The sequence below is a fragment of the Pseudomonas sp. AC252 genome (assembly GCF_979258105.1).
This window is the reverse complement of record NZ_OZ409837.1, coordinates 809,593-834,669: the sequence shown is the minus strand read 5'-3', so window position 1 is coordinate 834,669 and position 25,077 is coordinate 809,593. Positions and strand designations below refer to the sequence as shown.

General features: G+C 60.1%; 21 protein-coding genes and 2 pseudogenes. 11 read left to right on the top strand and 12 right to left on the bottom strand.

All coding sequences use genetic code 11. The annotated features are described in order from the left end of the window. Positions 1-3: 3 nt before the first annotated feature. From ACZZZ4_RS03850 to lpxC, 5 genes are all read left to right on the top strand, one after another. Positions 4-978: a D-alanine--D-alanine ligase gene (locus ACZZZ4_RS03850; protein WP_016773280.1), complete on the top strand. Its 975-nt coding sequence runs from the start codon at positions 4-6 to the stop codon at positions 976-978. Positions 979-982: 4 nt separating this feature from the next. Beyond that, a complete protein-coding gene (locus tag ACZZZ4_RS03845) occupies positions 983-1,849 on the top strand; it encodes a cell division protein FtsQ/DivIB (protein ID WP_039761388.1) in 867 nt (288 codons plus the stop codon). 15 nt (positions 1,850-1,864) lie between these two features. After that, on the top strand, positions 1,865-3,124 hold the full coding sequence (gene ftsA, locus ACZZZ4_RS03840; protein WP_016773282.1) for a cell division protein FtsA: 1,260 nt from the start codon (positions 1,865-1,867) through the stop codon (positions 3,122-3,124). Between the two features lie 105 nt (positions 3,125-3,229). Next, positions 3,230-4,426: a cell division protein FtsZ gene (ftsZ, locus tag ACZZZ4_RS03835; RefSeq protein WP_016773283.1), complete on the top strand. Its 1,197-nt coding sequence runs from the start codon at positions 3,230-3,232 to the stop codon at positions 4,424-4,426. Between the two features lie 112 nt (positions 4,427-4,538). Then, positions 4,539-5,450: a UDP-3-O-acyl-N-acetylglucosamine deacetylase gene (gene lpxC, locus ACZZZ4_RS03830; protein WP_007916984.1), complete on the top strand. Its 912-nt coding sequence runs from the start codon at positions 4,539-4,541 to the stop codon at positions 5,448-5,450. A 203-nt stretch (positions 5,451-5,653) separates the two neighbouring features. Here lpxC and ACZZZ4_RS03825 read toward each other — a convergent pair whose 3' ends face one another. From ACZZZ4_RS03825 to ACZZZ4_RS03795, 7 genes and pseudogenes are all read right to left on the bottom strand, one after another. After that, positions 5,654-7,162 carry a sensor domain-containing diguanylate cyclase gene (locus ACZZZ4_RS03825; RefSeq protein WP_463547287.1) on the bottom strand — a complete coding sequence of 503 codons (1,509 nt, stop codon included), beginning with the start codon at positions 7,160-7,162 and terminating at the stop codon, positions 5,654-5,656. Positions 7,163-7,347: 185 nt separating this feature from the next. Then, positions 7,348-8,664 (bottom strand): OprD family porin, encoded by a 1,317-nt coding sequence (locus ACZZZ4_RS03820; protein WP_463547286.1) that lies wholly within the window; start codon positions 8,662-8,664, stop codon positions 7,348-7,350. Positions 8,665-8,859: 195 nt separating this feature from the next. Beyond that, positions 8,860-9,081, bottom strand: a complete 222-nt coding sequence (locus ACZZZ4_RS03815) for a hypothetical protein (protein WP_039761392.1) — start codon at positions 9,079-9,081, stop codon at positions 8,860-8,862. A gap of 300 nt (positions 9,082-9,381) precedes the next feature. Then, positions 9,382-10,746, bottom strand: coding sequence for a heavy metal sensor histidine kinase (locus ACZZZ4_RS03810; RefSeq protein WP_463547285.1), 1,365 nt, complete (start codon positions 10,744-10,746; stop codon positions 9,382-9,384). Next, positions 10,736-11,413 carry a heavy metal response regulator transcription factor gene (locus tag ACZZZ4_RS03805; protein ID WP_016773287.1) on the bottom strand — a complete coding sequence of 226 codons (678 nt, stop codon included), beginning with the start codon at positions 11,411-11,413 and terminating at the stop codon, positions 10,736-10,738. The genes ACZZZ4_RS03810 and ACZZZ4_RS03805 overlap by 11 nt, the downstream gene beginning before the upstream one ends. A gap of 7 nt (positions 11,414-11,420) precedes the next feature. Further along, positions 11,421-14,533 (bottom strand): annotated as a pseudogene (locus tag ACZZZ4_RS03800) (multidrug efflux RND transporter permease subunit). Continuing rightward, a complete protein-coding gene (locus tag ACZZZ4_RS03795) occupies positions 14,530-15,690 on the bottom strand; it encodes an efflux RND transporter periplasmic adaptor subunit (protein WP_463547284.1) in 1,161 nt (386 codons plus the stop codon). Before ACZZZ4_RS03795 ends, ACZZZ4_RS03800 begins: the two are co-directional and overlap by 4 nt. A 190-nt stretch (positions 15,691-15,880) precedes the next feature. Between ACZZZ4_RS03795 and ACZZZ4_RS03790 the strand changes: the two are divergent. The 3 genes and pseudogenes from ACZZZ4_RS03790 to ACZZZ4_RS03780 all read left to right on the top strand — a co-directional run. Further along, a pseudogene (locus ACZZZ4_RS03790) lies at positions 15,881-15,976 on the top strand (transcriptional regulator); the annotation flags it as partial. A gap of 11 nt (positions 15,977-15,987) precedes the next feature. Then, on the top strand, positions 15,988-16,362 hold the full coding sequence (locus tag ACZZZ4_RS03785; protein ID WP_463549250.1) for a hypothetical protein: 375 nt from the start codon (positions 15,988-15,990) through the stop codon (positions 16,360-16,362). Between the two features lie 139 nt (positions 16,363-16,501). Continuing rightward, positions 16,502-16,741, top strand: a complete 240-nt coding sequence (locus ACZZZ4_RS03780) for a hypothetical protein (RefSeq protein ID WP_039761398.1) — start codon at positions 16,502-16,504, stop codon at positions 16,739-16,741. Between the two features lie 132 nt (positions 16,742-16,873). Here the strand turns inward: ACZZZ4_RS03780 and ACZZZ4_RS03775 are convergent, their stop codons facing one another. The 5 genes from ACZZZ4_RS03775 to norR form a co-directional block, all read right to left on the bottom strand. Then, a complete protein-coding gene (locus ACZZZ4_RS03775) occupies positions 16,874-17,623 on the bottom strand; it encodes a YkgJ family cysteine cluster protein (RefSeq protein WP_463547283.1) in 750 nt (249 codons plus the stop codon). An 83-nt stretch (positions 17,624-17,706) separates the two neighbouring features. Continuing rightward, entirely contained in the window at positions 17,707-18,033 is a 327-nt protein-coding gene (locus ACZZZ4_RS03770; RefSeq protein ID WP_463547282.1) for a hypothetical protein, read from the bottom strand. A 147-nt stretch (positions 18,034-18,180) separates the two neighbouring features. Continuing rightward, positions 18,181-18,663 (bottom strand): GNAT family N-acetyltransferase, encoded by a 483-nt coding sequence (locus tag ACZZZ4_RS03765; RefSeq protein ID WP_463547281.1) that lies wholly within the window; start codon positions 18,661-18,663, stop codon positions 18,181-18,183. Between the two features lie 3 nt (positions 18,664-18,666). After that, positions 18,667-19,569: a chemotaxis protein CheV gene (locus tag ACZZZ4_RS03760; RefSeq protein WP_016773296.1), complete on the bottom strand. Its 903-nt coding sequence runs from the start codon at positions 19,567-19,569 to the stop codon at positions 18,667-18,669. A 96-nt stretch (positions 19,570-19,665) separates the two neighbouring features. Continuing rightward, positions 19,666-21,228 (bottom strand): nitric oxide reductase transcriptional regulator NorR, encoded by a 1,563-nt coding sequence (gene norR, locus ACZZZ4_RS03755; protein ID WP_463547280.1) that lies wholly within the window; start codon positions 21,226-21,228, stop codon positions 19,666-19,668. A 165-nt stretch (positions 21,229-21,393) separates the two neighbouring features. Here norR and hmpA point away from each other — a divergent pair, with 165 nt between their 5' ends. From hmpA to cyoA, 3 genes are all read left to right on the top strand, one after another. Continuing rightward, on the top strand, positions 21,394-22,575 hold the full coding sequence (gene hmpA, locus ACZZZ4_RS03750; protein ID WP_039761403.1) for an NO-inducible flavohemoprotein: 1,182 nt from the start codon (positions 21,394-21,396) through the stop codon (positions 22,573-22,575). A 222-nt stretch (positions 22,576-22,797) separates the two neighbouring features. Continuing rightward, entirely contained in the window at positions 22,798-23,307 is a 510-nt protein-coding gene (locus ACZZZ4_RS03745; protein WP_039761404.1) for a disulfide bond formation protein B, read from the top strand. Between the two features lie 827 nt (positions 23,308-24,134). After that, on the top strand, positions 24,135-25,076 hold the full coding sequence (cyoA, locus tag ACZZZ4_RS03740) for a ubiquinol oxidase subunit II (protein WP_463547279.1): 942 nt from the start codon (positions 24,135-24,137) through the stop codon (positions 25,074-25,076). Position 25,077: the final 1 nt, after the last annotated feature.

Sequence of the window (25,077 nt, the reverse complement as noted above, 5' to 3'; positions counted from 1 at the left end):
GAAATGACTGCTGCCTACGCCAAGCTGTTCTCCACCATCGCGCCGAAAGACTTCGGCCGCGTCGCCGTGCTCTTCGGCGGCCTGAGCGCGGAGCGTGAGGTGTCGCTGAAATCCGGCAACGCTGTGCTCGAGGCGCTGCAAAGCGCTGGCGTCGACGCGTTCGGCATCGATGTGGGCGAAGATTTCCTGCAGCGTCTGCTCAGCGAAAAGATCGACCGTGCGTTCATCATTCTCCACGGTCGCGGCGGTGAAGACGGCAGCATGCAAGGCCTGCTCGAATGCGCGGGTATTCCGTACACCGGCAGCGGCATCCTCGCCTCGGCACTGGCGATGGACAAACTGCGCACCAAGCAGGTCTGGCACAGCCTCGGGATTCCGACGCCGCGTCACGCCGTGCTGTGCAGCGAAGCCGATTGTATTTCGGCGGCGACGGAACTGGGCTTGCCTTTGATCGTCAAACCGGCGCATGAAGGTTCAAGTATCGGGATGGCCAAAGTGAATTCTGCGTCCGAGTTGATCGACGCATGGAAAGCGGCCAGTACCTACGATTCGCAAGTGTTGGTCGAGCAATGGATTCAAGGTCCGGAGTTCACCATCGCCACCCTGCGTGACCAGGTGTTGCCTCCTATCGCCCTGGGTACACCGCACACGTTCTACGACTACGACGCCAAGTACATCGCCAACGATACCCAGTACCGCATTCCGTGCGGGCTCGACGCGGCCAAGGAACAGGAACTCATGGAACTCACGGCCAAGGCCTGTGAGGCGCTGGGTATCGCCGGTTGGGGCAGGGCGGACGTGATGCAGGACGCCGACGGGCAGTTCTGGTTCCTCGAAGTCAATACCGCACCGGGCATGACCGATCACAGTCTTGTGCCGATGGCGGCGCGGGCTGCCGGTCTGGATTTCCAGCAACTGGTTCTGGCCATTCTGGCCGCCAGCGTCGAAGACGCAGGCGCAACAGAGGCGCGAGGTTAAGACCATGCAAGGCGCTCATCTCAGACATCAGCCACCCGCACCCGGCCGCAAGCCGGTGCCGCGGGGTGCCAGCCGAATGGTGGCGAAAGAGCCGATGTCCGCGCGCCTGCCGAAAGCCAATTTCAGCTTTCTGAAAAGCCTGTTCTGGCCGGTGCTGCTGGTGGCGCTGGGCTTTGGTACTTATGAAGGCGCGCAGCGTTTGCTGCCGTACGCTGACCGGCCGATCAGCAAGATCGCGGTGCAGGGCGACTTGAGCTACATCAGCCAGCAGGCGGTGCAGCAGCGGATCGCGCCGTTCGTGGCGTCGAGCTTCTTCACCATCGACCTCGCCGGTATGCGTACCGAGCTTGAGCAGATGCCCTGGATCGCCCACGCCGAAGTGCGGCGGGTATGGCCGGATCAGGTAGTGATCCGCCTCGAAGAGCAATTGCCGGTGGCGCGTTGGGGCGACGAGTCGTTGCTCAACAACCAGGGTCAGGCGTTTACGCCCAAGGAACTGGCGAACTACGAACACCTGCCACAGCTGTTCGGCCCACAACGGGCTCAGCAGCAGGTGATGCAGCAGTATCAGGTGCTGAGCCAGATGTTGCGCCCGCTGGGTTTTTCGATTGCACGCCTGGAATTGCGTGAACGCGGCAGCTGGTTCCTGACCACCGGTGCCGGCAGTTCCGGCCCCGGCATCGAGTTGCTGCTGGGACGCGGCAACCTGGTGGAAAAGATGCGCCGCTTCATCGCCATCTATGACAAGACGCTGAAAGAGCAGATTACGAACATTGCGCGCATCGATCTGCGCTACGCCAACGGCCTCGCTGTTGGCTGGCGGGAACCCGTAGCGCCGACGACAGCCCAACCCGCTGTTGCGAAGAATTAAGAAGAGGCAGGACCCATGGCAAACGTGCAAAGCGGCAAAATGATCGTCGGTCTCGATATCGGCACCTCCAAGGTGGTGGCGCTGGTAGGCGAGGTCGCGGACGACGGCCAGCTGGAAATCGTCGGGATCGGCACGCATCCGTCCCGCGGGCTGAAGAAGGGCGTGGTGGTCAACATCGAATCCACCGTGCAGTCGATCCAGCGCGCGATCGAAGAAGCCCAGCTCATGGCCGGCTGCCGCATTCACTCGGCTTTTGTCGGCGTGGCCGGCAATCACATCCGCAGCCTGAATTCCCACGGCATCGTCGCGATCCGTGATCGCGAAGTCAGCTCGGCGGACCTTGAGCGTGTACTCGACGCCGCCCAAGCCGTGGCGATCCCGGCTGACCAGCGCGTGCTGCACACCCTGCCGCAGGATTACGTCATCGATAACCAGGAAGGCGTGCGTGAGCCACTGGGCATGTCCGGCGTGCGTCTGGAAGCCAAGGTTCACGTGGTCACCTGCGCCGTCAACGCTGCACAGAACATTGAAAAATGCGTTCGTCGCTGCGGTCTGGAAATCGACGACATCATCCTCGAGCAACTGGCCTCGGCCTACTCGGTGCTGACCGACGACGAGAAAGAGCTGGGCGTGTGCCTGGTCGACATCGGTGGTGGCACTACCGACATCGCGATCTTCACCGAAGGCGCGATCCGTCACACCGCGGTGATCCCGATTGCCGGTGATCAAGTGACCAACGACATCGCCATGGCGTTGCGCACTCCGACTCAGTACGCCGAAGAGATCAAGATCCGTTACGCCTGCGCCCTGGCCAAACTGGCCGGTGCCGGTGAAACCATCAAGGTGCCGAGCGTTGGCGACCGTCCACCGCGTGAGCTGTCGCGTCAGGCGCTGGCCGAAGTGGTCGAGCCGCGTTACGACGAACTGTTCACCCTGATCCAGGCCGAGCTGCGTCGCAGCGGCTACGAAGACCTGATCCCGGCGGGCATCGTGCTCACCGGTGGTACGTCGAAAATGGAAGGCGCCACTGAACTGGCCGAAGAAATCTTCCACATGCCGGTGCGCCTCGGTGTGCCGCATGGCGTGAAAGGCCTGGATGACGTGGTGCGCAACCCGATTTATTCCACTGGCGTTGGTTTGTTGATGTACGGCCTGCAGAAGCAGTCCGACGGAGTTTCGTTCTCCGGCATCGGCAGCCGCGACAGCTACAGCAGCGAAGAGCCTCAGGCGCCGCTGCTGGACCGACTGAAAAAGTGGGTTCAGGGCAATTTTTAAAAAAGCAGCCTGGAGCGACAAGCTTCAAGCGGCAAGCAACTGCAGTAGATACACCGCTACAAACAGCAGTAGGCGAAAAAACTAGAGAATGTAAGGAGAGGGAAAATGTTCGAACTCGTAGACAACATCCCCGCAAGCCCGGTAATCAAAGTTATCGGTGTCGGCGGTGGCGGCGGCAACGCTGTCAATCACATGGTCAAGAGCAACATCGAAGGCGTTGAGTTCATCTGCGCCAACACCGATGCTCAAGCGCTGAAAAACATCGGCGCGCGGACCATCCTGCAACTGGGCACTGGCGTGACCAAAGGCCTGGGTGCCGGCGCCAACCCTGAAGTCGGCCGTCAAGCCGCTCTGGAAGACCGCGAGCGCATCGCTGAAGTGCTGGCCGGCACCAACATGGTGTTCATCACCACCGGCATGGGCGGCGGTACCGGTACCGGTGCAGCGCCGATCATCGCCGAAGTGGCCAAGGAAATGGGCATCCTGACCGTTGCGGTCGTGACCCGTCCGTTCCCGTTCGAAGGCCGCAAGCGTATGCAGATCGCCGACGAAGGCATCCGCATGCTTTCCGAAAGCGTCGACTCGCTGATCACCATTCCGAACGAAAAACTGCTGACCATCCTCGGCAAAGACGCAAGCCTCTTGTCGGCTTTCGCCAAGGCTGACGATGTTCTGGCCGGTGCCGTTCGCGGTATCTCCGACATCATCAAGCGTCCGGGCATGATCAACGTCGACTTCGCCGACGTTCGCACCGTGATGAGCGAAATGGGCATGGCGATGATGGGCACTGGCTGCGCCAGCGGTCCGAACCGTGCACGTGAAGCCACCGAAGCGGCAATCCGCAACCCGCTGCTGGAAGACGTCAACCTGCAAGGCGCGCGCGGCATTCTGGTGAACATCACCGCCGGTCCTGACCTGTCCCTGGGTGAGTACTCCGACGTTGGTTCGATCATCGAAGCCTTTGCTTCCGAGCACGCGATGGTCAAGGTCGGTACCGTTATCGATCCGGACATGCGCGACGAGCTGCACGTAACCGTGGTTGCCACCGGTCTGGGCGCGAAAATCGAGAAGCCTGTGAAGGTTATCGACAACACCGTTCACACCTCGATGGCTTCGGCGCAGGTGCAACAACCGGCTCCGGCACGTCAGGAGCAGCCTGCAGTGAACTACCGTGATCTGGACCGTCCGACCGTCATGCGCAACCAGGCTCAGGCCGGTGCTGCGGCTGCCGCGAAGATGAATCCGCAGGATGACCTGGACTACCTGGACATTCCGGCATTCCTGCGTCGTCAGGCCGATTGATGGAATGTATCAGGGCTATGAAGGTGATTGGTGTTCAGCAAAGGCATGGTCTGCTATCATCGCCAGCCTTTGTTGATACCAGTTCGCAATTTGCGCTGAAGCGGCCCAAGCCATGATTAAACAACGCACACTGAAAAATATTATCCGTGCCACAGGTGTAGGCCTGCACTCCGGTGAGAAGGTCTATCTGACCCTCAAGCCTGCGCCTGTCGACACTGGCATTGTGTTTTGTCGCGCTGACCTCGACCCTGTGGTGCAGATTCCTGCCCGCGCGGAAAACGTCGGTGAAACCACTATGTCGACGACGCTGATCAATGGCGACGTCAAAGTGGACACGGTAGAGCACTTGCTCTCGGCCATGGCTGGCCTGGGCATCGATAACGCCTACGTCGAGCTCTCCGCGTCCGAAGTCCCGATCATGGATGGCAGCGCTGGACCCTTCGTATTCCTGATTCAATCGGCTGGCCTGGAAGAGCAGGACGCCGCCAAGAAATTCATCCGCATCCTGCGTGAAGTGACAGTGGAAGACGGCGACAAGCGCGCCACTTTCGTCCCTTTCGAAGGCTTCAAGGTGAGCTTCGAGATCGATTTCGATCACCCGGTATTCCGGGACCGCACCCAGAGTGCAAGCGTGGATTTTTCCAGCACTTCGTTCGTAAAAGAAGTCAGCCGCGCCCGCACCTTTGGTTTCATGAGTGACATCGAGTACCTGCGCAAGCACAACCTCGCACTCGGCGGCAGCGTGGAAAACGCGATCGTGGTCGACGCTGATGGCGTGTTGAACGAAGACGGTCTTCGTTATGAAGACGAATTCGTCAAACACAAGATCCTCGACGCGATTGGCGACCTGTACCTGCTGGGCAACAGCCTGATTGGTGAGTTCAAAGGCTTCAAGTCCGGTCATGCACTGAACAACCAGCTGCTGCGCAAATTGATTGAGCAGACAGATGCGTGGGAAGTGGTGACGTTCGAAGACGCCAGCACCGCACCAATCTCTTACATGCGCCCTGTTGCGGCCGTGTAAGTAAAAAACCTCTCTAGTTTTTTGAAGGCCATCCTCGGATGGCCTTTTTTTATGCCTGTGATTTTTGCTTTGTCTCTATCGGCCTCATCGCTGGCAAGCCAGCTCCCACAGGTTTACGGGTGAGACAAAAATTTGCAGCGCACCTCAAATCCTTGTGGGAGCTGGCTTGCCAGCGATGGGGCCATTACCTCCATTGCAAGACTTCAGGTTGATACCACCACCCGATTACGCCCGCCTTCCTTGGCCTGATACAGCGCCTTGTCCGCCGCAAACAACAGCTGCTCCAGTGTCATCTCGCTCGCCGTCGTCCATGTGGCAATACCGATACTCACGGTCATCGCCCGCTCAGCGCCTTCGACCCAGGGCAAGTTTTCCACAGCCTGGCGAATCTGCTCGGCGATCTGCTGCGCTCCTGCGCTGTCGGTCTCGGCGAGAATCACGGAAAACTCTTCACCGCCATACCGCGCGACCAGATCCGCCGGACGCCGCACGTTCGCGGTGATTACTTTGGCCAGTTCACGCAAGACCTGATCCCCAGCCTGATGGCCATGCCGGTCATTGAAGGCTTTGAAGTGGTCAGCATCGATCATCATCACCGACAGCGGCTGGCCCGAGCGCTGGGCGCGGAACCATTCGTGGCGCAGGGTCTGATCGAGCATGCGCCGGTTGGCCACACCGGTCAGATCATCGGTTGCAGCCAGTTGCGCCAGTTCGCGTTCGGCGCGATGGCGCAAACGCAGTTCCCGGGCGAGCAGCCAAGTCAGCCACAACAGCCCCAGGCACAACACGCCGGTGGCGCCGCTGATCAGGATCGCCGTGCGCCGCCAGGTGCCGAACACCTCCTCGCTGGACAGCGCCACCATCACCGTCAACGGCAGGTTGCCCACCCGCGAATAGGTGTAGAGCCGGCGCTGGTCATCCATGCTTGAGGTACTGGTGAAACTGCCGCTGCCATCGCGGTCATTGAGAATGCGCACTACGTTGGGCCGATTGCCGAAGCTCTTGCCTACTGAATCGCTTTGCAGGTACGGCTTCTGCGCGAGCAGCACGCCATCGCTATTAATGATGTTCAACGTGCTGTCGGTGCCGATGTCGAGGCTTTTGAACAGGTCGTCGAAATAGTCGAGTTTCAGCGACGCCACCGCCACGCCGAGGAATTCACCGGTCTGCGCGGAGATGCGCCGGCTGAAGCTGATGCGCCACTGATCGGCCTCTTCGCAATCGCAGCGGGTCTTGAACGGGCGGCTGATGAACATGCCGATGTCGCGGTTGAATGCGTGGGCGAGAAAATAATCGCGATCGGCGAAATTGCCCGGTTTCGCCTCGATGCGCGAGGAGTCGGCGATCACCTCGCCATGCTTGTCGAGCAGGAGGATGTCGCCCTTGAAGCGCGCGGTGGCAGAGCGATCGAACAGCGCCAGATGACGGATCTGCGGCGAGACGTTTTGCAGGTCGTCACGCTGAGCGGCGGCGATCAGCCCTTGCAGCGTCAGGTCGTAAAGCTCGACGGTGCGCAGCACGTCGGCGTCGATCAATTGCGCAATCGTGGTGGCGCGACGGGTGGCGGTCTCCTGCGCACTGGCGTACTCGCGGATCAGCAGGAAGGTGACGATGCACACCATCGCAATCACGGTCAGCAGACTGCCGAGGATCAGCAGACGCTCGGGGCGACCGGTCTGGCCTGTGATGGAGGGCGTGCGGCTGGCGATCATGATGGGGAGCCGGTTGGAGTGGTTTCATAAGCTTAGTTGGGCTGACGCCGGACGAACCTGTGGGAGCGAGCCCGCTCGCGAAAGCGGTGTGTCATTCAACACAGATGTTGACTGACAATCAGCTTTCGCGAGCAGGCTCGCTCCCACAGGGTAGATCACAGGATCTGAAAAACGCAGCGCCGATCTTAGAAGACGTCGACCGGGTAGTCGATGATCACGCGGTATTCATCTGTATCCGAATCAATCGCGCCGTAGCCGTTGCCGCCACGGTTGGTCGCCCATTGCAGGCGCACCGCCAGGTTCTTGGCCTGGCCGCTTTGCACGACGTACTGCAAATCGATGTCGCGTTCCCAATGCTTGGCGTTGCGGCCATCGGCGCTGTACCAGTTGGCATAGGCTGTGCTGTCCGGATCGGCTTTGGTCAGGTCCACCGTGCCGCGTGAATAGGACAGCGCCGAAGTCAGGCCGGGGATGCCGACACCGGTGAAGTCGTAAGCGTATTTCAGCTTCCACGAGCGTTCGTTCGGGCCGTTGAAGTCCGAGTATTGCTGAGAGTTGTCCAGATAAACGCTGTCGCCCTGGCTGATGTAGTCGAACGGCGTATTGCCGTTGACCCGCTGGTACGCGGCGGTAGCGCTGTGGCTGCCAATGCCGACGGTGAGATGCACGCTGTAAGCGTTGTTGTCGATGTCGCCGAGGAGCGCCTCGCCGGTGTCTTGCGTGTGATAGAAGTGCACGCCCGGGTTGAGGCTGACCAGATCGTTCAGTTGCCAGGTGTAGTCGAGGTCATAGTAGTACTGGTTCCAGATGTCTTTCAGCTCAGAGGCATAAAGGCTGCTGGTCAGGCCTTCAACACCGCTCCAGGCCACACCGGCCCAGTTCAGGTGTTGGCTGTCATCACCATCGGCCAGCGTGCCGTAGGACGTGCCGATTCGCGTGTGGCCACTTTGGTTATACGGCTTGGTGAAGCTGGCCTGGCCACCTTCGATCAGCCAGCCGTCGAAGCTGTGGTTGCTCAGGCTGATGCCACGAAAGGTCTGCGGCAGCATGCGCGTGTCGCCGCCGGCGATGACTGGGTTGGTGAGGAACAGATCACCGGCCTTCAACTCGGTATCGAAGGCGCGCATCTTCAACGTCCCGCCTGCGGTGGAGAACGAGCCCGGCGCTTTGCCGTCGCCATCGCTGATCGGCAGGATGCTCGAACCGTCGGTACCGCCACCACCGTCGAGTTTCAGGCCGAGCATGGCGTGAGCATCGACGCCGAAGCCGACCGTGCCTTCTGTATAGCCAGACTGGAACACTCCGAGAAAACCCTGGCCCCACTCGATATTGTCGTCCGCCTTCTGCAGGCGGTTGCGATTCATGTAGTAGTTGCGGGCGTTGAGATTGAGGCTCGAGCCTGCGACGAAGCCCTGTTGGGCTGACTCATCGGCGTGGACGGCGGGGGCAATACTTGCGGCAATTGCAATGAACAGCGGGGTGAGGCGGGCAGGGTAAAACACGTGCGGTGGAGCTCCTTGGGTCAGCGGGCCGCTCTGTTTCTTGAGCGACTTTGATGTTTCTTGTTGTTACAGACGCACCAGACAGCTTTCAGACCACAACGAAAAAAGGCCGCTGAACGGCAGCGGCCTAGAGTGACGACGGTTGAACGGGAAGAGCCAAACAACCGCGTCGAGGGAAACCTTTCGCGGTGCGACTCAGCTGTCTTTCTCGAGCGCTTGAGTCTGGGAATTAGCGGCCTGCGGGGACTGCGTCGCGTCTTGCGCCTTGGCCATCACCTCGGCCTGATGCTGATCGAATGCCTGCGCGCGGGCGACTTTTTGCGCAACGAACGTTTGCGATTCTTCAGCCATCGCCATCGGCGACAGGATCAATGAGGACAAAACGAATGCGCTGGCAATACCCATACTGTTGGACATCTTGAAAACCTTCTCGCTTGGCGAGTGCTGTTTGGTGCGGGCAAAGATAAGGTTGCCGAAGGTTGGGAAACAGCATGATTTTCATAAATGACTGTTACAGCTAAAGCAAAGATCGGCACGGGTAACAACCCGGTCTGTGCGTGATGGTGGCCTGTGGCGAGGGGATTTATCCCCGTTGGGCTGCGAAGCGGCCCCAAGAATTCCAGCCTCAAAGATTCTTAGAGCTTGTGCACAGGATTTTGCGACTGCTGCGCAGCCGAGCGGGGATAAATCCCCTCGCCACAGGGCTTGGCGCAGCATTCAGACCGGAAGGTGAATGCCAAAGGTGTTCATGCCCCGATCACTACGCACAAACACATCCCCGCCATGCATCAGCGCAATCGCCTTGACGATCGCCAGCCCCAACCCATGGTTATTGCCACTGTTGCGCCGAGACGCATCGACCCGATAAAAGCGCTCGAACAACCTCGGCAGATGCTCGCTGGCAATTGGCGATCCGGGGTTGGCCACACCGATGCTCACCTGATGTTCTTCAACTTCGATGCGCACTTCGATCACCTGACCCGGTTCGGTGTGCTGCACCGCGTTGCTGAGCAAATTGATCAGCGCCCGGCGCAAATGCGCGACCTCGATCTGTACCTGCGCATCGCCGCTGACCTGCACTTCAACCTGCGCGTCTTCAAGGATGAAATCCAGATAGTCCAGCGTCGTCGCCACTTCGTCAGCCAGTGACGTCGAGGTCAGTTTGGTCGCCTTGTTGCCCTGATCGGCGCTGGCCAGAAACAGCATGTCGTTGATGATCGAACGCAGCCGTTCCAACTCTTCGAGATTGGATTGCAGCACTTCGAAATAGTGTTCGGCGGAGCGCCCGCGGGTCAGTGCGACCTGGGTCTGGCCGATCAGGTTGGTCAGCGGCGAGCGCAGTTCATGGGCGACGTCGGCGTTGAACGATTCCAGCCGCGAATAGGCCAGTTCGACCCGTTCCAGGGTCGAGTTGAACGACTCGACAAACTGTTCCAGTTCCGGCGGCAGCGGCGACAGGCGCAAGCGTCCGGCGCGCAGCGGTGGTGCCAGTCGCTGGGCTTCCTGCGACAGTTTGATCAACGGCTTCAGACCGATTCTTGCGACCCAATAGCCCAATGCCGAGGCCAGCAGCACGCCGAGAATCGCCAGACTGATCAGGGCGATGAGCAAGTGATGCTGGGTCTGATGCAGCGTCTCGGTGTCGATGCCGATCATGAAGCGCAGCGGAGGGCGCTGATCCTTGGCCGGGAACTGACTGACCAGCACTTTCAGCGGGTACGGTTGATCGGGCAGTTGCAGATCGTGCATGCCCAACGGGCCATTGATGGCGGCACGAATTTGCGGGGTGAGATTGCCGTACTCGTAACGCGGATCGCCGCTGCTGATCCAGAAGCTGATGCGCTTGTCTTCCTCGCCGAGCAGCTTGAGCTTGTTGTAGATCTTCACCCAATGCTCCGGCGTGCCGTAACGGCCTACGGTGGATTCGAGCACGCTGTAACGCGCATCCAGCTCGGCTTCGGGCAACAATCCCAGGCCCTTGTCGACCTGCTGATACAGCGCGCCGCCAATTAGCAGAAACACCAATAGCGCCACCAGCGTGAACATTCCGCTGAGTCGCAGGGCAATCGAGTTACTGGACACCACGGCTCTCCAGCACATAACCCATGCCGCGAATGGTGTGCAGCAGTTTTTCGTTGAATGGCCCGTCGAGCTTGGCGCGCAGGCGTTTGATCGCGACTTCGACGACGTTGGCGTCACTGTCGAAATTGATGTCCCAGACCATCTCGGCGATGGCGGTTTTCGAGAGAATTTCGCCCTGACGCCGGGCGAGGACGCTGAGCAGGGAAAACTCCTTCGCGGTCAGGTCCAGGCGTGTGCCGGCGCGGGTGGCCTTGCGGCTGATCAGATCGATCCACAGGTCGGCGATGGTCACTTGCACCGGCTCATGGCCGCCGCTGCGGCGGGTCAGCGCTTGCAGGCGGGCGACCAGTTCGAGAAAGGAAAACGGTTTGCCGAGGTAATCGTCGGCGCCGTCGCGCAGGCCCTTGATGCGGTCTTCGACGCGCTCGCGGGCGGTGAGCATGATCACCGGGGTCTGCTTGCGCGCACGTAATGCGCGCAGTACGCCGAAGCCATCGAGCCCCGGCAGCATGACGTCGAGGACGATCACCGCGTAGTCGCATTCCAGCGCCAGATGCAGGCCTTCGACACCGTCGCGGGCAAGGTCGACGGTGTAGCCCTGTTCGGTCAGGCCTCGGTGCAGATAGTCCGCGGTTTTTTCTTCGTCTTCGATAATCAGAACGCGCATGACCGCCTCAGTCTGTGGTCGCCAGTGCCGTTGCGGGCGTTGGGGCTGGTGGGTGTGAGTGCCGGTGAAACAGCCGCTCGAGCCATAAGTATATGACCGGCGTGGTGAACAGCGTCAGCATCTGGCTGACCAGCAAACCGCCGACCACGGCAATGCCCAACGGCTGGCGCAGTTCGGCGCCGGTGCCGTAGCCGAGCATCAGCGGCAATGCGCCGAGCAGGGCGGCGAGGGTGGTCATGATGATCGGCCGGAACCGGGTGATGCACGCCTCGAAAATCGCCTCCTGCGGCGGCAGGCCACGCTGGCGCTGCGCTTCAAGCGCGAAGTCGATCATCAGGATGCCGTTCTTCTTGACGATACCGATCAGCAGCACCAGCCCGATCAACGCCATGATCGAAAAGTCCTGGCCGCAGATCCACAGCATGATCACCGCACCGAGGCCTGCTGCCGGCAGGGTCGAAATGATCGTCAGCGGATGCACGAAGCTTTCATAAAGCACGCCGAGAATGATGTACACCGCCACCAGCGCCGCCAGAATCAGCCACGGCTGGCTGGCCAGCGAACTCTGGAACGCCTGCGCCGCTCCCGGAAATTGCCGCTGATCGCGGTGGGCATGCCGATCTCGGCCTTGGCTTGATTGAGCAGAATCACCGCATCGCCCAGCGCCACGCCGGGGGCGAGATTGAACGACAGATTCGCCGCCGGGAACATGCCGTCATGGGCAATCGACAGCGGGCCGATGGTTGGCGCGTCAAATCGGGCCAGGGCCGACAGCGGCACCATCTCGCCACTGAGCGGTGAGCGTAGGTAGAAATAGTTGAGGCTCTCGGCCTTGCCACGCTGTTTGGTGTCCAGCTCGAGAATCACGTTGTACTGGTTGACCTGGGTCTGGAATTCATTGATCTGCCGTTGGCCGAATGCATCGTACAGCGCCTCGTCGACATCGCTGGCGGTCAGGCCGAAACGCGCGGCGGCGCTGCGGTCGATGCTGATGTGGGTGATGCTGCCGCCCAGTTGCAGATCGTTGGAAATGTCGCGGAACGCCGGATTGCTGCGCAGTTTTTCGGTCAGGCGCTGGGTCCAGGTAGCGAGTGTCGCGCCGTCGTTGCTCTTGAGAACGTATTGGTATTGCGCACGGCTCGGCCCGGAGCTGAGGTTGATGTCTTGGCCTGCGCGCAGATACAGGACGATGCCGGGCACTTTCATCAACTGCGGGCGGATGCGATCGATGAACTGGCTGGCGCTGACATCGCGATCGCCACGTTTTTTCAGAGCAATCCAGAAGCGCCCGTTGGCGATGGTCTGGTTGCTGCCGGACACCCCGACCGAGTGCGAGAACGCCTGCACCGCCGGATCGGCTGCAACGATTTCGGCCATCGCCAAGTGTTTTTTCACCATGTCGCCGTAGGAAATGTCCGCAGCGGCTTCGGTGGTGCCGAGGACAAACCCGGTGTCCTGTACCGGGAAGAAACCCTTGGGAATGAAAATGTACCCGGCGACCGCCAACGCCAGCGAAAGCCCGAACACACCGATCATCAGTTTCTGATGGTCGAGGGCGCGACGCAAGCCCTTTTCGTACCAGCCGAGCAAGCGCTCACTGAAACCGGGTTTAGCATTGGCGTGATGTACCGGCTTACGCATGAACAGCGCGGCAAGGGTTGGCGCCAGCGTCAGCGACACCACCACGGAAATCATGATCGTCGAAGTCGCGGTCAGGGCGAACTCCTTGAAAAGGCGCCCGACCACACCGCCCATGAACAGCAACGGAATGAATGCCGCCACCAGCGAGAAACTGATCGAAACGACGGTGAAACCAATCTCACCGGCCCCCTTGATCGCCGCCTCGCGCATATCGTCGCCGGCCTCGAGATGGCGATGGATGTTTTCAATTACCACGATCGCATCGTCCACGACGAAGCCGACCGCGACGACAATCGCCACCAGCGTCAGGTTGTTCAGGCTGAAGCCGAGCACGTACATCAGGGCGAAACTGGCGATCAGCGAGACGCCGAGCACCGCCGAGACAATCAGCGTCGCCGACAACTGGCGCAGGAACAGCGCCATCACCGCGACCACCAGCAAGATCGCGATGAGCAAGGTGATCTCGACTTCATGCAGTGAGGCGCGGATGGTCTGGGTGCGGTCGATCAGGGTTTTCACCTGTACCGAGGCCGGCAGCATCGCTTCGAGACCAGGCAGAGCGGCTTGAATGCGGTCGACGGTTTCAACAATATTGGCGCCGGGCTGGCGCGAGATCACCAGATTCACCCCCGGACGATCACCGGCCCAGGCCTGCACGTAGGCATCTTCCGCACCGTTGACGACTTTGGCGACATCGCGCAGGTGAACCGGGGCGCCATCCTTGTAGGAAACGATGAGCTGGCTGTAGTCCTCGGGGTGGAACAACTGGTCGTTGGTCGACAGCGTGGAGATGCTCGATTCGCCGTACAGCGCACCTTTGGCCAGATTAAGGCTGGTCTGCTGGATCGCCAGCCGAATGTCGGCCAGCGTCAGGCCAATCGCCGCGAGTTTGTCAGCCGAGGCCTGCACGCGAATCGCCGGGCGTTGCTGACCGGTGATGTTGATCTGGCCGACGCCGTCGATCTGGCTGATCTGCCGGGCCAGCAGGGTTTCAACCAGGTCGCTGAGTTCGGTGCCGGGCATCTGCGTCGAGCTGACGCTGAGGATCAGCACCGGGCTGTCGGCCGGGTTGACCTTCTTCCACGTTGGCAGCGTCGGCATGTCTTTTGGCAACTTGCCGGCGGCGGTGTTGATCGCCGCCTGCACTTCCTGAGCGGCGGTGTCGATGCTTTTGTCGAGGGTGAACTGCAAGGTCAGCAGGGTTGAACCCAGTGCACTGCTCGAGGTCATCTGGGTCATGCCGGGGATGGCGCTGAATTGCACTTCCAGCGGCGTGGCCACCGAGGACGCCATGGTGTCGGGACTGGCCCCGGGTAACTGCGCCGAGACTTGAATCGTAGGAAATTCCGCTTCCGGCAGTGGCGCAATCGGCAAGCGCGGGAAGGCAATTGCGCCGACCATTACCAGCGCGATGGTCAGCAAGATTGTCGCCACCGGGTGGTCGATGCACCAGGTCGAAATGCCCTTGTGCGAGCTCATGGCTTGGGCTCCGCCTGCACCACTTGCGGCGGTTCGCTCATGACTTGCACGCTCGATCCCGGTTTGAGCCGCGATTGGCCGTCGGTTACCAGCACGTCACCGGCGTTGACGCCTTTGATGATGTCCTGACCGCTGCCTTGATAAACCATCTGCACCGGTACCGCCTCGACCTTGTCGTCCTGCACGCGGTAAACGAAGTGTTGTTCGAGGCCGCGTTGTACGACGGTCGGCGGGACCACCAGCGCATCTTTATCCACAGCCGTCTGAATTTTTACCGTCACCAGCAAACCCGGCCAGAGCTTCTGGCTGGCATTGGCGAATTCGGCCTTGGCGCGGATGGTGCCGGTGTTGGCGTTGATCTGATTGTCGATCAGGGTCAGATGACCTTCGCCGAGCAGATTGCCGGTTTCGCCGTCGGTGTCGGCACCGATGTACGCCTTGACCGGTGCGCGTTGCGGATCGCTTATGAGGGTTTGCAGGGTCGGCAGCATCTGCTGCGGCAGGGAAAACTCGACGGCGATCGGGTCGATCTGCGTCACGGTGAACAGGCCTTGGGTGTCGGTCATGCGCAGGAAGTTGCCTTCATCGACGGTACGAATACCGACGCGCCCGGTGACCGGGGAGCGGATCTGCGTGTAGGACAGCTGCACCTGCGCGGCATCGATCGAGGCCTGATTGCCTTGCGCCGTGGCTTTGAGCTGATTGACCAAGGCCTGTTGCTGGTCGAAGGTCTGTTTCGACACGCCGTCGTCGACGCTGAGCAGTTTGTAGCGCTTGAGATTGACCAGCGCGACCTGCAACTGCGCCTGACTCTCGCCCAACTGCGCCCTGGCCTGGTCAAGGCTCGCGCGGATCGAGCGGTCGTCGATGGTGGCGAGCAGGTCGCCTGCTTTGACCAGTTGGCCTTCCTTGACCAGGATCTTCGTCAGGATCCCGTCGATCTGCGGGCGCACCACTACGCTGTGGAGCGAGAGTACGGAGCCGATGCCGCTGGTATAGCGCGGCACGTCTTTGGCGCTGACCGTTACGACGCGTACCGGGATGGCGGTCGGACTGGCCAGTTTGGCCGGCGCTGGTTTGAGCGCGAACCACAGGCCGGCGGCTGCCAGCAGCATCAGGAGAGTGGCCAGCAGGATTTTGTTTTTCTGGATGGACATGCGCGGCGCCGAAGTCTGGAGTTTGGGCAGATTGGCCAGTTATAAACCGGTCAGGCGGTCGGCAGGGTGACGGCTGGCTGTCAGGATTGTCAGTTTCCGACGTTAATTGCACTGGCTGCGATTGCCGTTGAGTTGATAAGTCCCTAAAAGGGACCTATCGTTCCCTTTTTGAGACTCTTTGGCGGGCCAAGTGGAAAACTTTTCTTTAAGCGAAGCCCTGTTCACCGCCACCCAGCAAAAAGTGTTGGGATTGTTGTTCGGCAAGCCTGACCAGACGTTCTACGCCGTAGTGGTGTACTGAAAGCGGAGCCACCTGACCGCAAGGAGTGTGAAGGTCTGATGCGCTCGGCTTTGGACAGGCTCAAGGATGCGCACACTTGCACACTGTCGTTTTCCAGCCGGTTCGATTTGGCCTACAACGCCGCTCACGCGCTGGCGCTGACAGCTCTTCGCCTGAGTGGCTATCGATCGGACAAGCGCTATCTGGTATTCCAGTGTCTGATCCATACCACTCAAAGCAGCAAGGTTCAGGTGCGATTGTTTGCGCTGTGCCATGAGCGGCGCAATCTCGCCGAATACGAAGGCTATATGGATGAAGATGACGCGCTTCTTGAGCAGTTGCTGGAGAGCACCACGCAATTGTTGAGTGACGTTCAACAACGCATGAACTGAAATATCATCACGCAGTGACAGTGCCTGGCAGCCGTTCAGCGCATCCCGCAAATCTTCAGATGCCGAGCCAGAGCGCACAGGTATACTGCGCGCCTTTGCGGCTCACTGATCGGGCCGACTTTTTGTTCCCGGAGCTTTTATGACTTCCCCGACCCAACCGCCGGTAGACGACGCTGTGAGCGACGTCCCGGCTGAAGTGGCTGACACCAGCGAAACCAAGGCCGAGATCCCGGCGTTCAAGTTCCCGTTCAAACCGGGCGAGCTGGCTTCGGCGAAAGGCTCGAATCAGCCGTGGTACAAGAATGGCGCGAAGAATGGCCACACCAAAACCCCGGGCATGGCGCCGCCGGGCACGCGTCGGTCGATGGGCAAGCGCTGACATCGGAAAGTGATGGTGCTTGTTGGCATCTTCGCGAGCAGGCTCGCTCCCCCATTGGATTTGTGTAGAACCCAAACCTGTGGGAGCGAGCCCGCTCGCGAGAGCGACATCCGCTACAGCACAAATATCAGATCAAGCCGCGCGCAATGAAATAAACGCATATGTCTGCGCCGGTTCCGTCACCACCTGCCCCCCGGCTGCCAGCACTTGCCCGGCGACATCATCGCCGGACAAATGAAACAGCCATTCACTGGTTCGCGCCGCCAGCGGTTGCGCGCTCACCTGGTCGATCACCGCTGCAAACGCATCCATGTTCGGCAAGTACGCTGTAAACCCGTCGCCCTTGAGCGCCGTGGTGCGTATCCCCAGCGTTGCGCAGATCACATCCTTGAGTCTGATGTCATCCCGATCCGCCTGACGCGAACGCTGGATCAGCTCAAGCAGTTCCCGATCAACCAACTCACCCCCCACGATGAGCTCTGGCCCCTGTTCCCAGGACTCCGGCGGGCAATCCTTGGCAGCCGGATTGAGCGGGATGTGCGGATTGATTTCCGCCGGGTAAATCCGGCACACCAGCGGGCGGCGCTCGTAGATTCGGCAGCGCTGGTCGTCGTCAAGATTCCGGCAGGGGCCGACGTTGTACGCGGCAAAGGTGATCGCCACATGAGCATCGGCAGTGCCACTGCGGACTACCGCGGAACGGCGCTCGGCATGTTCGCGCTGCTGCGCCGGCAGGCCCAGACCATTGCCGAGAAAAGCCTCGACCAGCACGATTACCTGACCGCCATCCGCCGCCCACATACGGGCTTCGGCCAGCGTCAACGGGACATGATGGTCGGTGCAGCACTTGCCGCAACCTACGCAGGAAAACCTCGTATTCATTGAGCGATCTTTCTTCAATCAGGACGTGAGACGACGGCGGAAAACCATCGCACAGAACCGGATCGAAGCAAGGACTGCGCCACTCACTGGGATTTGGCGACCGGACGAATCGAATCCCACTCGGTGACGTACGCGGTTTTCGACTGTTTGTTGTACAGGCACAGCTCGCTGCCTTGTTGGCCTTTCATGTGTTTTTGCGGGTATTGGCCTTGCAGCAGAACGGCTGTGTAGCCGACGCGGTCATCGAATTGCGCGGGGGTGCCGACCGGTTTGACGTTTTTCAGACCGCTGGCCTTGGTGCAACTGGCGAGCACGGTCTTGTCGTAGGCGGCCCAGGCGTCGGGGCTGGAGGCGTGGGCCTGGGAGGCGAGGGCGGAGAGGGTGAGCAGGGCCAGGGTGATGGCTTTCATGGTTGGGGCATCCTTGGTTATGGCCAAGCTTGGAGTATGCCTGAAGGATGGAAGTCGCCTGTGCCGGCGCCATTGCGAGCAGGCTCACTCCTACCATTGAAATGCGTTCTAAAATGTAGGAGTGAGCCTGCTCGCGATAACGGAGGATCAGTCGGCGACCAACTCCCGCCGAACCAAGTCCATCCCGACACTCTCATACAACCGCCGAGCCCGCAGGTTGTCCTCCAGAACCCTTAAATCGACATACCCCTCGCGCCGCTGTTGAAAGACGCTGAAGGCATGCAGCAACAACGCCCGCCCAAGCCCCAGGCCCTGCATTCGTGGGTGCACCACCAGGTTCTTGATATACGCACTTGTCCAGCATTGCGCCACTGCAACCACGCCCTCGGCATCGCATGCAACGAAACACAACGAGGGATCGTATTCGGGATCGCTGACAAACCGCTGCTGCCATTCCTCGAGCGGCGGCACTCGACCGCCACCTTCCAGCTGTCCGAGCTGCATCAACTGATGCACTGCTGGCGCCAGTTCCTCGCGGTAGGCGGACCACTCAATCCCGGCAGGCCACTGCGCATCCGGCACCGCTTCACTCAAATCGCGGCGCAGCAGAAAGCAAAACGTATCGGCCAAGACTCAGTGCCCGTTGGCCGCGACGTGCTTGGCGGCTTCGATCAGGCGTTGGGTCAGTTCCGGCGAGGAGAACTTGGTCAGCACCGCGTTGGCACCGGCCAGTCGGGCCTTTTCACTGTTCATCGCGCTGTCGAGGGAGGTGTGCAGCAAGACGTACAAGTGAGCGAAATCCGGGGTTTCGCGCAGCGTGCGGGTGAAGGCGTAGCCGTCCATCTCGGACATTTCGATGTCGGAGACGATCAGATTGATCTGCTGCGCCGTGCCCTGCAGGTCGAGCAGGCAGTCGATGGCTTCCTTGGCACTGCGCGCGGTGTGGCATTGCAGGCCGAGGTTGCGTAGGGTGTGCACCGATTGCTGCAGGGCAACCTGGCTGTCGTCGACCACCAGAATGCGCGCGTTGCCGAGCACTTCGGCGTCTTCCATGGTCAGGTCGGTCGGCGCCATTTCGATCTGCGCCGGGGCGATGCTGTGGATGACTTTTTCGATATCCAGCACCTGCACCAATGTGCCGTCCACCGAGGTCACGCCGGTGATGTAGGCGCGCGAGCCGCCGGAGCCGAACGGTGGCGGCTTGATGTCGGTGGTCAGGCAATGGACGATCTTGCTCACCGCCTGCACGTGCAGACCCTGCTTGGAACGGCTGACATCGGTAACGATCAGGCAGCCACCGTTAGGATCTTCCAGCGGCCGCTCGCCGATCGCGCGGCTGAGGTCGATCACCGACAGCGATGCACCGCGCAGCGAGGCGATGCCTTTGACGTGCGGGTGCGACTCCGGCAGCTTGGTCAGCGGCGGGCAGGGGATGATTTCACTGACTTTCAGCAGGTTGATCGCCATCAGCTTGCCGCTGCGCAAGGTAAACAGCAGAAGCGAAAGTGAATCTGCGCGGGCTTTGGTGGAGGACATAAGAACCTTCTGTGAATGGGCGAGAGTGGAAATCGCCAGAAACCTTTGATGCCGGGTTATCGGCGTGAATGGGGTGGGCTTTAGGCTATTGGCGCTTCAGCTTTTCATCCCCAGTCGCTTCGCCATCCGGCCAAGATTCGCTCGATCCACCCCCAACTCCCGCGCCGCACTCGCCCAGTTATTCTGATGACGCTCCAGCGCTGCGCTGATCAACCGCCGCTGAAACTCGTCGGTGGCACTGCGCAGATCCCCGCCGATCATTGGCATCTCACTGGCCAAGCCTGCGTTAACAGGCGCAACCACGTTATCCACAACCTCACGGGGCAAATCCAGATCCGCTGCACTCAGACTCAGAATTTTCGGCCGCACCTTGCAGTTACCCAGCGCCTTCAGCGCACTGCGCCCAATCAAATGCTCCAGCTCACGGACATTGCCCGGCCAGGTGTAAGCGAGCAGCGCCTCCTGTGCATCACTGTTCAAACGCAGGCTATTGAGACCCATGCGCGAGCGGTTCTGCTCGAGAAAGAAGCCACTGAGCAGCAACACATCACGTCCACGATCGCGCAGCGCCGGCACCCGCAGCGGATACACGCTCAAACGGTGGTAGAAGTCGGCACGATAGCGACCGCTGCGCACTTCTTCGGCCAGATCGCGATTGGTCGCCGCAATCAGGCGCACATCGACCTGATGCTCCTTGTCCGAGCCCAGGCGCTGCAACTGCCCGCTCTGCAATACACGCAGCAACTTGGCCTGGACCGTCAGCGACAGCTCGCCAACTTCATCGAGGAACAGCGTGCCGCCATTGGCCAGTTCGAACTTGCCGCGACGGTCGCTGGTGGCGCCAGTGAAGGCGCCGCGCACGTGGCCGAACAGTTCGCTTTCCACCAGCGTGTCGGGCAGGGCAGCGCAGTTGAGGCTGATGATCGGTTTGTCGGCGCGCGGGGAGGCGGCGTGGATGGCCTGGGCCACCAGTTCTTTACCGACACCGGTTTCGCCGGTGATCAGTACGGTGAGATCGCTGCCGCCGACCAGATTGATTTCTTCCACCAGACGTTTATGCGCTTTGCTCTGGCCGATCATTTCGCGGTGCTGCTGGCCGCTGGCCTGACGGTAAACCTCGGCGCGCTGATGCTCATCTTCGGCACGGTTGGCCAGACGTTCGATGCGTTCGGCGGCGTTGACCGTGGCCGAGGCGAGGCTGGCGAAGGCTTGCAGGGCATCGAGTTCGATCGGTTCAAAACGCTCGGGATCGAGCGCATCGAGGGTGATCAGGCCCCAGAGTTTTTCATCGACGAATAAAGGACAGCCGAGGCAGTCGTGTACTTCGAGGTGATCGTCGAGTCCATCGACCAAACCGTCATAGGGATCGGGCAGGTCGCTGTCGGCGGCGAAGCGCGTCGGCCCGGTGCCGGCGAGCAATATTTCAAAGCGCGGGTGTTCGCTGACTTTGAAGCGCCGGCCGAGGGTATCGGTACTCAAGCCATCCACCGCCAGCGGCACCAATGATTCGCCGTCCAGACGCAACAACGCGGCGGCATCGCAGGGCAACAAGGCGCGCATTGCCTCGAGCAAACGCCGGTAGCGCTCGCCTTCGGGCAGTTCACGAGACAGGTCGGCGACCAGGGGCAGCAGGGCGGTAAGCAGGGATTTGGCGGTCATGGTTTTTGTAGTCAAAGAGACAAGGTGTAGTCGAGATGACTATACGTTCATCTGTGTTGAAATGACTACGCAAATTTCAACCAGTTGAATTCAAAGGATTAATTAGTTGGCATGAAAGCTGATACCGCTAAGGCAATCTTTCAAGAAAGCGCAGGAGTCACCCTTATGCTTAGCGTCCAAGATCGTGCCATCGTCAAATCCACCGTGCCTCTGCTGGAAAGCGGCGGCGAGGCGTTGATCACGCATTTCTACCGCATGATGCTCTCCGAATACCCAGAAGTACGCCCGCTGTTCAATCAGGCGCACCAGGCCAGTGGCGATCAGCCCCGTGCCTTGGCCAACGGCGTGCTGATGTATGCCCGGCATATCGATCAGCTCGACCAGTTGGGTGACCTGGTGGCGAAGATCATCAATAAGCACGTTGCCCTGCAGATTCTGCCGGAGCATTACCCGATCGTCGGCACTTGCTTGCTGCGCGCCATTTCCGAAGTGCTCGGCGAAGAGATCGCCACGCCTGAGGTGATGAGTGCCTGGGGCGCTGCGTACGGGCAACTGGCCGACATCCTGATCGGCGCGGAAACCGCGATCTACGACCAGAAGGAACATGCCGTCGGCGGCTGGCGCGGTGCGCGGGAATTCATCGTCGCGGCGAAAGTGCAAGAGAGCGCGGAAATCACCTCGTTCTACTTCGAACCGGCAGACAAAGGGCCGATTCTTGCGGCCGAACCGGGTCAGTACATCGGCATGAAACTGATCCTCGACGGCGAAGAAATCCGCCGCAACTATTCGCTGTCGGCCCTGGCCAATAACGGCCAGTACCGCATCAGCGTCAAGCGTGAACCGAATGGTCGCGCGTCCAACTACCTGCATGATCAACTGCACGTCGGCTCGAGCATTCAGCTGTTCCCGCCGTCGGGCGAATTCACCCTGGCGGCCAGCGACAAACCACTGGTGCTGATCAGTGGCGGCGTCGGCATCACTCCGACGCTGGCGATGCTGGAAGCCGCGCTGGCAACCGAGCGTCCGGTGCACTTCATCCACTGCGCGCGCAATGGCAGCGTCCACGCGTTCCGCGACTGGGTCGATGGGCTGGCGGCGCGTCATCCGCAACTCAAGCGCTTCTATTGCTACGCCGAAGAAGACGGCGTGAGCCCGGCGGCGGACAGGGTCGGTATGCTCAGCGAGGAATTGCTTGGCGAGTGGCTGCCGGCGCAGCGTGATGTCGATGCCTATTTCCTTGGCCCTAAAGGATTCATGGGCGCGATCAAGCGGCACCTGAAAGCCTTGGGCGTGCCGGAGAAACAGAGCCGCTACGAATTCTTCGGGCCGGCTGCTGCTCTGGAGTGATCTGAAACCGAGTTGTCTCGTTTGCGAGCAGGCTCGCTCCCACAGGATTTGCGCCCGACGCAGATCCATTGTGGGAGCGAGCCTGCTCGCGAATCTTTGCGCGCCGCAAAAGCCATGTTGGTTAATCATTCCTTAACCGCTCTATCGTTTATTGCCCCGGTGTAGACTTGCGACAATTCCAGCCGCCGGCCGGCTGGACCATGGACTTACAAGGGAAAGGCAATGAGCGAGGAAACGATGCGGTTGGGACGTGAGCGGCGCTATCTGGTGCTGCTGGGGATCATCTGCCTGGCGTTGATCGGCGGCGCGTTGTACATGCAGGTCGTGTTGGGTGAGGCACCGTGCCCGCTCTGCATTCTGCAGCGCTATGCGTTGTTGCTGATTGCGCTGTTCGCCTTCATCGGCGCGGGCATGCGCAGCCGTCGCAGCATCACCGTGTTCGAGACGCTGGTGGTGATCTGTGCGCTGGCCGGGGTCGCGGTGGCCGGGCATCACGTCTATACGCAGTTCTATCCGGCGGTAAGTTGTGGCGTCGATGTGCTGCAGCCAATCGTTGATGATCTGCCGCTGGCAAAGATCTTCCCGCTGGGCTTCCAGGTCGACGGTTTCTGCTCGACGCCGTATCCGCCGATCCTCGGTCTGTCGCTGGCGCAATGGGCGCTGGTGGCGTTCGTGCTGGTGGTCATTCTGGTGCCGTTGCTGACTTCGCGTAATCGAAAAGCGCTGCGCTGAGTCAACTTCTCGGCAGAGCTGCCGATAAACAAAACGCCCCGATTTTCGCTGATGAAAATCGAGGCGTTTTGCATTTCAGGGTGTTTGTGAAAACACCGTGACGAACGGCAATGAAGTGTGCGGCAAGTGTGCGACATGTTGTCACACAGGGGCTGTCGCAGAGGCTGGCGAAGCGGCAGATTGGTCGCCTGTTACATAAAAACATTGGCCAGTTTCAACGTTTTCGGGCTTCAGAACGAATGTGCCAGATCAGGCAGTTTTAACAGGCGCCGGCATGTGGGCGAAGCCCTTGGAACATCGGGCTTTGCGCCGAACAGGCGCCTGTAGAGAGCCTGCGGAGCTGTCTGATTTGAGGCGGTTACGCTGGCAGATTTTGCCGCTTTTATTGAGAAACGCTTTCGATAACTTGCGCAACTTTTGCAAAAATGGCGATGGATTGTTGCTCTGAGTGATAAAAATTATTTCGGGATAAGACATGGTGTATAGGGCGCTACCTATCTACAATCGCCCGCACTGAATTCCCGGCGCTGTTCAGCCTTTATCAAGGAACTGATCAGGAGGTCGGGTGTCGAGCGAGCCGTGAGGTTTTCAAGACACCCTGGTGTCGGTGCCTTTCCAATTTTCCGCACCAAATGGAATTGGTCTGTAACAAGGCCTTTGACCACGAATTCGAATAAGAACTGAACGCTGTCCCAAGGTTTTGTCGAGCGTGTGACGCGCGACGGGCGGCCCTTATTCAATCCAAAGAAAATGCCAACCCTTGGCAGGGTGAAGTGTTGGCGATCAAAACCCAACTGCATTGCGCAAGCTGCTTTAGAGGTCGTGAGATGAGTAAAAACAGGTACCCCAGATTACTAGGCCTAGTGCCGCTGCTCGGCACGTTGTTGCTGGGAGGCTGCAACATGACCTTGCTCAATCCAACGGGCCAGGTCGGCCTGGAACAGCGCAACCTGATCATCACCGCCACGCTGCTGATGCTGTTGGTCGTCGTGCCGGTCATCGTCATGACCTTCCTGTTTGCCTGGAAGTACCGCGCTTCGAACAAGAACGCCGTCTACACGCCGAAGTGGTCGCACTCGACCAAGATCGAAGTGGCCGTATGGACCATCCCGGTGCTGATCATCATCGCCCTGGGTTACATCACTTACATCTCGACTCACGAGCTGGACCCGTATCGTCCGATCGAGTCTGACGTCAAGCCGGTGACCATCGAAGTCGTCGCGCTGGACTGGAAGTGGCTGTTCATCTACCCGGAACAAGGCATTGCCACGGTCAACAAGATCGTGTTCCCGGCGCACACGCCAATCAACTTCAAGATCACCTCCGACGCCGTGATGAACTCGTTCTTCATCCCGGGCCTGGGCGGCCAGATCTACGCGATGGCGGGCATGCAGACCAAGCTGCACCTGATCGCTGACCGCAACGCTGAAATGGACGGTATCTCCGCCAACTACAGCGGTGCCGGTTTCACCAGTATGAAATTCAAGGCTATCTCCACCACTCAGGAAGATTTCGACGCCTGGGTAAGTGAAGTCAAGAAGTCGCCTAAACAGCTTGATCAGGCTGAATACGCGGCCCTGGCCAAACCGAGCCAGAACAACCCAGTCGAACTCTACTCGTCGGTCACGCCGAACCAGTTCCAGATCATCGTCGACAAGTACGAAGGTATGAAGCCGGGCAAGCCGCTGAAGCACGAGAAGAAAGAGAAAGAAGTGGCGGCCACGGATATTGACGCGGGTTCGCATTCAGCTGCCGGGGCAGAGGAGTAAA